Origin of the sequence: Bacteroides intestinalis DSM 17393, assembly GCF_000172175.1 — a bacterium.
Classification (GTDB): domain Bacteria; phylum Bacteroidota; class Bacteroidia; order Bacteroidales; family Bacteroidaceae; genus Bacteroides; species Bacteroides intestinalis.
Genome location: NZ_ABJL02000006.1, coordinates 193,374 through 205,307 on the forward strand (window position 1 = coordinate 193,374; position 11,934 = coordinate 205,307).

Genomic DNA, 11,934 nt, shown 5'->3' on the forward strand with positions numbered 1-11,934 from the left:
GATGCAATATAAAGAACAAATTGATTTGAGCCGGATACCCCAGCATGTGGCGATTATCATGGACGGCAACGGACGATGGGCGAAGCAGCGTGGACACGAACGCAGCTACGGACATCAGATCGGTGCAGAAACCGTTCATGTGATAGCCGAAGAAGCCGCCAGGCTGGGCATCAGATATCTGACCCTATATACGTTCTCAACCGAAAATTGGAACCGTCCTACAGACGAAGTTGCTGCTCTGATGAGCCTTCTTTTCGATTCCATCGAAGAAGATACATTCATGAAGAACAACATCAGTTTCCGGATTATCGGAGATATAGAAAAGTTACCCGCAAATGTACAAACCCGTTTATACAATTGCGTAGAACATACATCTAAGAATACAGGCATGTGCCTGGTACTTGCTCTTAGTTATTCTTCACGTTGGGAAATAACAGAAGCCAGCCGGCAAATAGCTGTCTTGGTACAGAAAGGAGAATTGACACCCGAACAAATCAACTGCGATTTAATGTCGAAGCACCTGACAACCGGCTTCATGCCTGATCCCGACTTGCTGATACGTACCGGTGGAGAAATCCGCCTGAGCAATTACCTACTTTGGCAATGCGCGTATTCGGAACTTTATTTTTGCGAAACCTATTGGCCTGACTTCCGGGAAGAGGAACTTCGCAAAGCCATCTGCGACTACCAGAGACGGGAACGCAGATTCGGTAAAACCAGTGAACAAATCAGTTAAACTCAAACATATTTAATCCAAAACATAAATGCACTATCGTATTTTCTCTATACTCACAGCGTTTATCTGCCTCTTTGGTTGTGTATTGACAAGCGCGGCTCAAGATGCCAATGGCACCGATGACGACGCAGCAAAGCCGGTTATTCTCTACTCGGGAGCACCCAAAAAGTATGAAATTGCAGAAATTAAAGTAGAAGGAGTAAAGAACTATGAGGACTATGTACTGATCGGACTTTCCGGTTTGTCTGTAGGCCAAACGATTACTATCCCGGGTGAAGAAGTCACTCAGGCTTGTAAGCGTTACTGGCGTCATGGCTTGTTCTCCAATGTTCAGATCACCGCAGACAAGATAGAAGGTGACAAGATTTGGTTAACAATTCATCTGACTCAACGCCCTCGTGTCTCTGAAATCCGCTATCACGGAGTGAAGAAATCAGAACGTGAAGACATCGAGAGCCGGATCGGTATGATCAAGGGGGGACAGGTGACACCCAATGTCATCGACCGTGCCAAGACTCTGATCAAACGTTACTTTGACGACAAGGGCTTTAAGAACGCAGAAGTTATCATCTCACAAAAAGACGATGTATCCAACGAAAACCAAGTAATCGTGGATATTGATATCGACAAAAAAGAGAAGGTAAAAGTGCATGAAATCACCATCGTTGGTAATGAAGCGATCACAACCAAGAAGTTGAAACGCATCATGAAGAAGACCAACGAAAAGAATAAACTGCTCAACCTGTTCCGTACCAAGAAGTTCGTGGAAGAAAACTTCGAGGCAGACAAACAGTTGATCATCGATAAGTACAACGAGTTGGGTTATCGCGATGCCATGATTGTAGAAGACAGCATCAAACCGTATGATGACCGCACCGTGGATATCTTCATGAAGATTGATGAAGGAGAGAAATATTATCTGCGCAATGTAACGTGGGTAGGTAATACTCTGTATCCTTCCGAACAATTGAACTTTATGCTTCGTATGAAGAAAGGTGACGTATACAACCAGAAGTTGCTGGAAGAACGTACCATGTCAGACGAAGACGCTATCGGTAATCTCTACTATAACAACGGTTATTTGTTCTACAGCCTTGAACCCGTAGAAGTGAATATCGTAGGAGACTCTATCGACCTCGAAATGCGTATTTTCGAAGGTCGTCAGGCTACCATCAATAAGGTCAGCATCAATGGTAACGACCGTTTGTACGAAAACGTTGTTCGTCGTGAACTCCGTACCCGTCCGGGCGACCTTTTCAGCCGTGAAGACTTGATGCGTTCTATGCGTGAAATCCAGCAGATGGGACATTTCGACCCGGAACAAATCAAACCGGATATCCAACCAAGACCGGAAGACGGAACAGTGGATATAGGTTACGATCTGGTATCCAAAGCTAACGACCAGGTAGAATTCTCTGCCGGTTGGGGACAAACCGGTATCATCGGTAAGTTGAGTTTGAAGTTCACCAACTTCTCACTTGCCAACTTACTGCATCCGGGTGAAAATTATCGTGGTATCCTGCCACAGGGTGATGGTCAGACTTTGACCGTCAGCGGACAAACCAATGCCAAGTATTATCAATCCTATAGCATTTCATTCTACGATCCATGGTTTGGAGGCAAACGTCCGAATGCATTCTCTCTGTCAGCATTCTATTCTGTACAGACAGACATCAGTAGCCGTTACTACAACTCAGCATACATGAACAGCTACTACAACAGTATGTATAGTGGTATGTATGGTTACGGTATGTACAACTACGGCAACTACAATAGTTATGAAAACTATTATGACCCTGATAAGTCTATCAAGATGTTCGGTGTAGCCGCTATGTTCGGTAAGCGTTTGAAATGGCCGGATGACTACTTCCAGTTCACTGCTGAGTTATCCTACCAACGCTATATCCTGAGCGACTGGCAATACTTCCCTGTTACAAATGGTAAGTGTAATAACCTCAGCATTAACCTGACTTTGTCTCGTAGTTCTATTGATAACCCGATTTATCCTCGTTCAGGTTCTGAATTCTCATTGTCTGTACAGTTGACTCCGCCGTACTCACTGTTCGATGGAACTGACTACAGCAAATACAGTACCAGCAATCAGGATGATATGAACAAGATGCACAAATGGATTGAATACCACAAATGGAAATTCAAATCTAAAGTGTACATCCCGTTGATGGACCCGATAGCAGTTAAACGTACTCCGGTATTGATGGGGCGTGTTGAATTCGGTTTGTTAGGACATTACAACAAGTATAAGAAGTCTCCGTTCGAAACATTCGACGTGGGTGGTGACGGTATGACCGGCTACTCCAGCTACGCTACGGAAAGTATCGCTCTTCGTGGTTATGAAAACAGTTCATTAACCCCTTACGGCTACGAAGGTTATGCGTATACCCGTCTCGGACTTGAGTTAAGATATCCGCTGATGCTGGAAACAAGTACCAGTATTTATGCGTTAGGTTTTGTAGAAGCCGGTAATGCATGGCACGATGTAAAGAACTTTAATCCGTTCGAATTGAAACGTTCTGCAGGTATTGGTGTCCGTATCTTCCTGCCGATGATCGGTATGATGGGTATTGACTGGGCTTATGGTTTCGATAAAATACGTGGTTCGAAAGATTACGGTGGCAGTCAGTTCCACTTTATCTTAGGACAGGAATTCTAATTGTATCACAAAAACCAAACGTTATGAGAAAGTCTGTTTTATTAATGATCTTGCTGTTTGCCGTAGGCATGACAGCCAGTGCACAAAAGTTTGCCTTGATTGACATGGAGTATATTCTGAAAAATATTCCGGCATACGAACGTGCTAACGAACAGTTGAACCAAGCTTCCAAGAAGTGGCAAAGTGAAGTAGAGAAAGTTGCCGAGGAAGCCAAAACGTTGTACAAGAACTATCAATCGGAAGCCGTCTTCCTTTCTGAAGAACAAAAGGGAAAGAAAGAGGAAGCGATTGTCGCTAAGGAGAAAGAAGCCGCTGAACTTCGCCGCACTTATTTCGGACCTGAAGGGGAATTATTCAAGAAACGGGAAAGTCTGATGCAACCCATTCAGGATGAGATTTATAATGCGGTTAAAGAAATATCGGAGCAGAAAGGATATTCGGTAGTTGTAGACCGGGCATCCGCAACAAGCATTATTTTTGCTTCTCCGCGTATTGACATCAGTAATGAAGTGCTTGAGAAGTTAGGATATTCAAATTAATTTCATACATTTGCTAGTCGAATATAGGCGGTATCTCAATATTAAAAATAAGCTGGCTTATTTTGTTTTACATTTGCTTTGCACTATATTTGCACCAAACAACGACTAATTATTAAAATAAACAATAAACATTATGCTTAAAAAAATCGCACTACTCGTAGTACTATTCGCCCTTCCGTTAGGAGCGATGGCACAGAAATTTGCTCACATGAACTCTCAGGAGGTTATTGTTGCTATGCCGGAATATACTAAGGCACAAGCTGACCTCGACGCTATGTCAAAACAGTATCAGGAAGAAATGCAGCGTTCTCAAACTGAATTCAATAAGAAAGTTCAGGAATTCCAGCAACAAGCAGACTCTCTGCCGAAGAATATTGCAGAAAGACGCCAAAAAGAATTGCAGGACATGGCTCAAAGACAAGAAGAGTTCCAACAAGACGCTTATCAAAATATGCAGAAAGCACAGCAAGAAGCTTTAGTGCCTATTTATAAAAAATTGGATGAAGCTATTCAAGCTGTAGGTAAAGCAGAAGGTGTAATCTATATCTTCGACTTGGCTCGTACACCGATACCTTATGTAAGTTCAGAAAGTGTAGATGTTACAGCTAAAGTAAAAACCCAGTTGGGCATCAAATAAGAAAGACTAATCGTTTAAAGATAGAAAAAGGCGTGGACTGTATACAGTTTACGCCTTTTTCTATCTTTAAAGAAGATAAGCTGCATCTCAGCAGAACTTTTTCATGCAAGCATGAAAGTTCTGCATCCGATTTGCATTATCTTTGCAACGTGTACTAAGCTTTTCCAGTATGAAACAAGAATTACCTACTATTCCCGGCCCCATCGGTGTATTCGACTCCGGATATGGCGGACTTACCATTCTGAGTAAGATACGTGAAGCCTTGCCCCAATATGACTATATCTATTTAGGAGACAATGCACGTACTCCCTATGGCACACGATCTTTCGAAATCGTATATGAATTCACCCTACAGGCAGTCACTAAACTGTTTGAAATGGGATGTCATCTTGTTATCCTGGCTTGCAATACGGCGTCTGCCAAAGCATTACGCAGCATACAGATCAATGATTTACCCGGAATGGATCCGGCACGCCGTGTATTGGGTGTCATCCGCCCTACCGTTGAATGTATAGGGAGTATTACACAGAGTCGCCATGTCGGTGTTCTTGCCACAGCAGGAACCATTAAATCAGAATCCTACCCGTTGGAAATTCATAAGCTTTTCCCGGATATTCAGGTAGCAGGTGAAGCCTGTCCGCTATGGGTATCTCTCGTAGAGAACAACGAAGCGGAAGGAGACGGGACAGATTATTTTGTTCGTAAATATATCAACGAACTTCTGGCGAAAGACGCACAAATTGATACTGTGATTCTTGGTTGTACTCATTACCCCTTACTTCTACCTAAAATTAAAAAACACATGCCAGACGGAATTACCACCGTGGCACAAGGCGAACTGGTAGCCGACAGCTTGAAAGACTACTTCCACCGACATCCGGAAATGGATGCCAAATGTACAAAAGGTGGAAACTGCACTTACTACACCACGGAAGCAGAAGAAAAGTTCATTGAATCGGCATCCACCTTCCTGAAAGAGGCGGTAACCGTACAACGAATAGAACTATAATCATCAATATTTACCGGAAAACAAACCTTTTCTCCAAAATACTTGTTATATTTGAAGAAGATAAGCTGCATCTCAGCAGAACTTTTTCATGTAAACATGAAAGTTATGCATTCGATTTGCATTATCTTTGTAATATTAAACCTATTAATACTTACCATTATGAAATCAACAGACTATAGCCGCACAGTTGAAGTGTTCAAAGGATCACCGTGGGAAGCAGAACTTGTTAAAGGTCTACTCGAAAACAATGGTATAGCAACTATTATCAAGGACGGGCTTATGAGCACCATCGCTCCTTATATAGCACCGGATGTAACCATTCTCGTCAGTGAGGAAAGATACGAAGATGCCATGGAGATAATTCGTGAGCGCGACAAAGGAAAAGACGAAGAATAACCTTTTCACCCTCCTACTCAAAACCACATAAGAACGATATACAACACATGGAACAACAATTTTCGAGAATAGCTGTAAAAGTAGGCAGCAATGTCTTGACGCGCCGTGATGGTGCTCTGGACGTAACACGTATGTCTGCCTTAGTCGATCAGATAGCCGAACTGCATAAAACAGGAGTAGAAATTATACTTGTCTCATCCGGAGCCGTAGCTTCCGGACGTAGTGAAGTGCATTCTGCCAAGAAATTGGATAGTGTAGATCAGCGTCAGCTTTTCTCTGCCGTCGGGCAGGCTAAACTTATCAACCGTTATTACGAACTCTTTCGGGAACATGGCATTGCTGTAGGGCAAGTGCTGACTATGAAAGAGAATTTTGCAACACGCAGGCATTACCTCAATCAAAAGAACTGTATGACGGTAATGCTGGAAAATGGGGTCATACCTATTGTCAACGAAAACGATACAATCTCTGTAAGTGAACTGATGTTTACGGACAATGATGAGTTGTCCGGTTTGATAGCATCCATGATGGATGCACAGGCATTGATTATTCTAAGTAACATCGACGGTATTTATAACGGTTCTCCTGCCGATCCCACTTCTGAGGTCATCCGGGAAATCGGCCAGGGGAAAGATCTTTCTTCTTATATACAGACTTCCAAATCCAGCTTCGGCCGTGGCGGAATGCTTACCAAAACCAATATCGCCCGTAAAGTAGCCGATGAAGGTATTACTGTTATCATCGCCAATGGTAAACGGGATAATATTCTTGTCGATTTGATTCAACATCCTGAAAGTACTCTCTGCACTCGCTTTATACCTTCTGCCGAACCTGTATCCAGTATAAAGAAATGGATTGCTCACAGCGAGGGTTTTGCCAAAGGCGAGTTGCACATCAATTATTGTGCTACGGAACTGCTTTTTTCGGATAAGGCAGTCAGCATTCTGCCTGTAGGCATTACCGACGTCATCGGCGAATTTGAGAAGGATGATATTGTGCGGATTGTTGACTTCGGAGGTAAACCCATTGGTGTGGGCAAAGCAAACTGCGACTCCACACAGGCCAGAGAAGCAATGGGAAAGCATGGCAAGAAACCGGTAGTACATTACGATTATCTATATATAGAATAGAAGAAAGGCACTATACACAATATTTTGTATAGTGCCCTGCCACTGTAAAGGAAAACATAATAAAACAAATCATCCTTTGCCTTTTGTACACTTCTTTTTTCTAATCACATCATTTTCAATGATATAAAAACAGAAAGTGTACAATTTACATATTCGTATTTTTTAACTATTCATTCTACTTCTTACAATCCATATTTCTTTTTTTCCCTTTCTCTTTTTCTTCTTTCTTCTCCTTCCATGTAATCCAAGAGAAGCTTGGTGAGAGTCTTCAGAATACGTCTCACTATTCTGGCCCCTTCCTCGCTTAATAACTTTTTTTCGCCAGAACAGCACAAAAAGCATCCATACTCCTCAACTCTTTTAACTCAGCAATATTAATTTTAAGTCGCTCTTCCAAAACTTAATCAGTCTATCCTGTTGCTACATTTTATTTCAGTTTGCATCAGGTTAAGCTCGGGATATCCACAAAGGATAGACAGGGGAAAGACCTGTAGTATACACAATGGCTACTTTTATGCACAGAGAAAATTATATATTATCAGTTACAGCAATTCTTATGATTTTGTATGAATTACTATAGTTAAAATAATTAATTTGCAAAAGTAATAAAATTTAGTTTCCTAACACACTTATTTGCTTACTCTCTGCAGGCAATTTATAATAAAAGCCTACACTAAAATTATATAGCGGATATTTCTTTCCATAAATTACTTTTCCTTTTCGTTCTCTCGGCTCATAGTCAGGACGAAGTCTTGTCTCAAAGCTATCGCGTGGATGTATAAAAGTACCGTTTTTATGCACCTCATCCAAATCTTCGTATTTAAAGAAAGCCTTGTACGGATCGCTATCACGTAAATTCCCATGTCCTTGCAGTCCATCTTTCCCCTTCGGGCGGTCTTCTATAAATGAACGGGTACCGGCATACACCACAATGACATCTCCAACTAAGGGTTGCTCACAGGTCAATACCACATCATCACCGTCTATCTCTACCTGCTTTATGATTTGTTTGTTTTCCTGACGGTAATCACGCAAGTATATTTCAAAACCGTAATCCTTGATTTTGGGTACCAAATTAACATCGAATACCAACGGACGAACCGGTACATGACACTTGATACGTATTTGGGTAGGCAGTGTTTCTCTCGCAATTACCGTCGGTTGCAACGGCTGGAATGGCTTGCCCTGTACTTGAGATTGATAATACACTTTCCCCAGCATCTCACCAAACCAGCGATATCCATTACTGTCAAGATGTCCGCCTCGGTCGGTCATCGGGTAAATGGGACCCGCACAGATAATGTCATCATATTCGTTGGCCGCTTCCAGTTGAGCCATTGAGATTGATAATGTATCCCGCATATATTGCGCACCCGTCTGATAAGTGATAAACACCGGTTTATCGGTCTGACCATACTGTCGCTGTATGTCTTTCTGCATATTATTCTTTATATTCACAAGCAGCTTCTTATACTCCCGTTTTTCAGTTGTATTGGGCACATTAGCGCGTAGTCCCTTTTCCGGATTCGGATCATAGTTGAACTCGCCTTGCATTCAGAAAATTGCAGGACAAATAATTTTCGCATCCGTTTGTGCGGCTATTCGGGCTACCGATTGCAATGAGGTTACAAACTCTTTATATGCCGTACGCGTCTCCGATTCTTTGGAAAGTTCTTCTACGCTTGCTCCGCTCACTCCTACCGAAGTGGCTAGAATACGGGGCATCTTGGGTTGTTTTAACCGGAGGTGATTGACGGCACCCAGTAAAGGACATTCGGCTATAGTGCCAGCTCGCCTGCTCTTGAAATGTTTCTCATGGGCAAAAGCCTCGGAAACAGTTCCCACCAATGGTTCAAACTTAAGTTCTCCTGTATTTCCATAATTTATCCACACTTGGTTGCCCAGCATATAATTACCTTTGAAATGTTCCGTTGAGATAACCGGATAGGACTGATGTCCCGTTGACAGGCTCTGCCCGTTCATAATGAAGTGTATGAAAGTTCTATCTTTATCTTTCTCAGAAGCAAACAAAGAAGTACAGCAAAATAAGATACTGCACAACTCAATTACAAATATTGTAGTTCTCATTTCTTATATATACCATAATATGGTAAGAATAGATAATCTGTAGAGTATCTATTCTTACCAATCATCTATTTTCTTTATTTCATTATACCTACTTTATTTAAGGTGTATGCTCGCACGCTGATCATTGAGTATATACAAACTCTCTAAATGCTTGTTGATGATGGCTTCGCCACCTCCTACTTGTATACGGTTGCCACCCTCGGCACCAAAGCCTCCCAATGCCGCCGAGCGTACATCGGCTACATAGCCGGGTGAGCGTCCCTTCACATACGTATAGCCAAAGAAGAGAGGAGTCACATCGGCCAGTCTGGCTTTTGCCTTCCATTCCAATTGAAGTTGTACGAACATTTCACCCGGGCAAACGGCTATTGCAAAGTCATTAATGAGGAATGTAGCGATATGGACATTTACCTTACGGTTTTTGTCCGCGCGAGTAGAGAATTGCAACGAGTCTGTACGCATTTTGAAAGAGGTGTTATCACCGGAAGCATGTAATGCATTGGCAAGTTTAATTACTTCGATTCCGAGCAATTCTCCTGTGCGCTGAATGGGCTTGTAGTCTGTTTTGATAGGATCATTGGGACCTGAGCGTCGCCGGCTAATCATCAGCCCTTCCACATTACCACCGCCACCTGCTACAAAGAGGCAGACAGCTTTGTTACCGAACGCTTCTTCCACCTTCCTACAAGCATATCCGGGATAGTCGGCCGAAATTTCATAGCTGAAACAACCAAGGTCTGCATGCATGGCATAACTCATAACGATGGCACGTGCATTACCTTGCATATCTTCTACCTTAATTACGCCTACTTCGGGGTCAACCGGGCCGAAAGGTATCCGTTCGGGGTTTTCTACATTATAGTGTTCATCGCCTATCCACGATTCGCGAGCCTTACCGTCTTTACGGATAATGAGGCGATTGAAACCCAATTGCGGAAACGTACGCGTGCCGGCCGAGATACGTGCGGGGAACATATTGCCAATTGCTTCGCCCACTACCTTAATGATGCACTCTTCAAAGAACGGAGTGTGGTCAGGTTTCTTTTCACGAGGTCTGGCATCAGCCATGTTGGGATCTTCGTGAGTATGCGAAGCACAGATCAGCAACTGCGTGATGCCGTATTTTTCTTTGCAGACATCAGCCACGCGGTCGCTATAAAAATTAGCCAAGTCGACAGACACCTGTGCTACACGCATATCGCCTACCTCCATCACCAAAGCACGTGCATACACAGAGTCGTGTAGGGGGATGTTTTGTTTGGGAGTAATGTTTATTTTAGCCGTTCCGGCCATTAGCTGTCCTTCGGCAGCCTTGAGTGTGCCCGATAGAGCCAGACATCCACAGAGCAGGATGAAAAGGAATACTTTTTTCATGATTAAAATGTTATTATTCAGTTAATATTTCATATGACCTTGCAGATTGAGCATCTATCATGCAACCCCCAAAGTCTCATAATTCGGCTTAAAATCTGACGGGTTTACCGCTTTTAGCACTTTTGATTGCAGATTCTAATATTTCTACAACGATCAGGTTATTTTCCAATGAAGACAAATCATAAGGCTGTACCTGAATTTCCTTCCTAACAGCAGCTTTCAGGTAATAGAAAGAATCATTATAAGGCTCTTTAAGCTTGGGAGGCAATGTCGTTTTTTCTTTTCGATGGGTATAAACACGCATAGAACCCGGAGTATCCTGATAGATATATCCTTCGCTACCATAAATATGCATATCTTTCCGTCCCTTCGGCCAATTCCATGAGCCCATAATTTGTACGGTTGCAGAGGGGTACTCGACTAAAATTGTAGCATCGTCATCTACTTTCGGATATTTGTCCGGCTTAAGTTGTTTCAGAATGGCGTATACACTTTTAGGTCTTTCACCGTTCATCAGCCAGGTTACCAAGTTTGCGCCATAGCAGCCAAAGTCTATTACGGCTCCACCTCCATTCAACTTCGGATCGGTCAGCCAGTCGGTGAACTCTTTTCCGCAACCTATTTCAATAGGGCCTTCATGCCCGTCGTACACTTCAATACGATTTATCTTGCCTATTGCGTTTTCATTCTTTATTAACCGATAGGCTTCATGATTCGTATCATACCAAGTCGTTTCGTAGTTTGTCAGTAGCAGCGTATTGTTTTCACGTGCCAACCGAGCCATTCGATTCGCATGATTCATGTTGACTGCCAGAGGCTTTTCCACCATTACATGTATACCGCGCGGTGCGCAGGCTTCTACAATAGCCAGATGATCGTAGATAGATCCGTAAGCGACAACCGCCTCCGGTTTAGTCTTATCCAGCATTTCCTCCAAATCGGCATAGAAAAGAGAACTATCCACCTTTTTGCGCAACGGGTTATTGACTCTTAACTGTTCATCGGGTTCTGCCACTCCTACAATTTCGAAATCACCTCTTTCCAGCCGAATCAGCACTTCATGGAGATGTCCGTGTGATACTCCCGCTACACCCAGACGGAGTGGTTTCAATTCTTGAGCGTTCAGTGTAAAAGACAGACTAATAACAGACAAGCATAAGAAAAATGTCTTAAAGATGTTTTTTGTATTCATACCACATTATAAAGATAAAAGGTTTTTTATTTACAGCAACAATAATACGTGAGGAGTATTAATAAAATCATTAATTTCCTATTAACTCAAAAAGAAATTATCATTTTTTGTATGAACTAACCATCTACGGCAGACATTATATTGAACGTACATTAAAAACAC

11 protein-coding genes are annotated in these 11,934 nt (G+C 42.5%); 7 read left to right on the top strand and 4 right to left on the bottom strand.

Going from position 1 to position 11,934, the window contains the following annotated elements; genetic code table 11:
• The first annotated feature begins 1 nt into the window (after position 1).
• The 7 genes from BACINT_RS02865 (at position 2) to proB (ending at position 7,118) form a co-directional block, all read left to right on the top strand.
• On the top strand, positions 2-736 hold the full coding sequence (locus tag BACINT_RS02865) for an isoprenyl transferase (protein ID WP_007660470.1): 735 nt from the start codon (positions 2-4) through the stop codon (positions 734-736).
• Positions 737-764: 28 nt separating this feature from the next.
• Positions 765-3,407: an outer membrane protein assembly factor BamA gene (gene bamA / locus BACINT_RS02870; RefSeq protein ID WP_007660471.1), complete on the top strand. Its 2,643-nt coding sequence runs from the start codon at positions 765-767 to the stop codon at positions 3,405-3,407.
• A 23-nt stretch (positions 3,408-3,430) separates the two neighbouring features.
• Positions 3,431-3,946: an OmpH/Skp family outer membrane protein gene (locus tag BACINT_RS02875; RefSeq protein WP_044154681.1), complete on the top strand. Its 516-nt coding sequence runs from the start codon at positions 3,431-3,433 to the stop codon at positions 3,944-3,946.
• A 133-nt stretch (positions 3,947-4,079) separates the two neighbouring features.
• Positions 4,080-4,583 carry an OmpH/Skp family outer membrane protein gene (locus BACINT_RS02880; protein ID WP_007660473.1) on the top strand — a complete coding sequence of 168 codons (504 nt, stop codon included), beginning with the start codon at positions 4,080-4,082 and terminating at the stop codon, positions 4,581-4,583.
• Between the two features lie 169 nt (positions 4,584-4,752).
• The gene (murI, locus tag BACINT_RS02885) at positions 4,753-5,592 is read left to right on the top strand and encodes a glutamate racemase (protein WP_007660474.1); all 840 of its coding nucleotides are present in this window, start codon (positions 4,753-4,755) and stop codon (positions 5,590-5,592) included.
• A gap of 159 nt (positions 5,593-5,751) precedes the next feature.
• Positions 5,752-5,988: a DUF2007-related protein gene (locus tag BACINT_RS02890; RefSeq protein ID WP_021968041.1), complete on the top strand. Its 237-nt coding sequence runs from the start codon at positions 5,752-5,754 to the stop codon at positions 5,986-5,988.
• Positions 5,989-6,035: 47 nt separating this feature from the next.
• Positions 6,036-7,118: a glutamate 5-kinase gene (gene proB, locus BACINT_RS02895; RefSeq protein ID WP_007660476.1), complete on the top strand. Its 1,083-nt coding sequence runs from the start codon at positions 6,036-6,038 to the stop codon at positions 7,116-7,118.
• A 612-nt stretch (positions 7,119-7,730) separates the two neighbouring features.
• Here the strand turns inward: proB and BACINT_RS24470 are convergent.
• The 4 genes from BACINT_RS24470 to BACINT_RS02915 form a co-directional block, all read right to left on the bottom strand.
• Positions 7,731-8,672, bottom strand: coding sequence for a hypothetical protein (locus BACINT_RS24470; RefSeq protein WP_007660478.1), 942 nt, complete (start codon positions 8,670-8,672; stop codon positions 7,731-7,733).
• Positions 8,673-9,206: a hypothetical protein gene (locus BACINT_RS24475; protein WP_232288740.1), complete on the bottom strand. Its 534-nt coding sequence runs from the start codon at positions 9,204-9,206 to the stop codon at positions 8,673-8,675.
• Positions 9,207-9,299: 93 nt separating this feature from the next.
• Positions 9,300-10,580, bottom strand: coding sequence for a hypothetical protein (locus BACINT_RS02910; protein WP_007660481.1), 1,281 nt, complete (start codon positions 10,578-10,580; stop codon positions 9,300-9,302).
• 88 nt (positions 10,581-10,668) lie between these two features.
• Positions 10,669-11,772, bottom strand: coding sequence for a Gfo/Idh/MocA family protein (locus BACINT_RS02915; protein WP_007660485.1), 1,104 nt, complete (start codon positions 11,770-11,772; stop codon positions 10,669-10,671).
• Positions 11,773-11,934: the final 162 nt, after the last annotated feature.

Coding starts and splice junctions, on each gene's coding strand:
- BACINT_RS02865 (WP_007660470.1), top strand. CDS start 2: ATGCAATATAAAGAACAAATTGATTTGAGCCGGATACCCCAGCATGTG.
- BACINT_RS02915 (WP_007660485.1), bottom strand. CDS start 11,772: ATGAATACAAAAAACATCTTTAAGACATTTTTCTTATGCTTGTCTGTT.
- BACINT_RS02890 (WP_021968041.1), top strand. CDS start 5,752: ATGAAATCAACAGACTATAGCCGCACAGTTGAAGTGTTCAAAGGATCA.
- bamA (WP_007660471.1), top strand. CDS start 765: ATGCACTATCGTATTTTCTCTATACTCACAGCGTTTATCTGCCTCTTT.
- murI (WP_007660474.1), top strand. CDS start 4,753: ATGAAACAAGAATTACCTACTATTCCCGGCCCCATCGGTGTATTCGAC.
- BACINT_RS02875 (WP_044154681.1), top strand. CDS start 3,431: ATGAGAAAGTCTGTTTTATTAATGATCTTGCTGTTTGCCGTAGGCATG.
- BACINT_RS24470 (WP_007660478.1), bottom strand. CDS start 8,672: ATGCAAGGCGAGTTCAACTATGATCCGAATCCGGAAAAGGGACTACGC.
- BACINT_RS02880 (WP_007660473.1), top strand. CDS start 4,080: ATGCTTAAAAAAATCGCACTACTCGTAGTACTATTCGCCCTTCCGTTA.
- proB (WP_007660476.1), top strand. CDS start 6,036: ATGGAACAACAATTTTCGAGAATAGCTGTAAAAGTAGGCAGCAATGTC.
- BACINT_RS02910 (WP_007660481.1), bottom strand. CDS start 10,580: ATGAAAAAAGTATTCCTTTTCATCCTGCTCTGTGGATGTCTGGCTCTA.
- BACINT_RS24475 (WP_232288740.1), bottom strand. CDS start 9,206: ATGAGAACTACAATATTTGTAATTGAGTTGTGCAGTATCTTATTTTGC.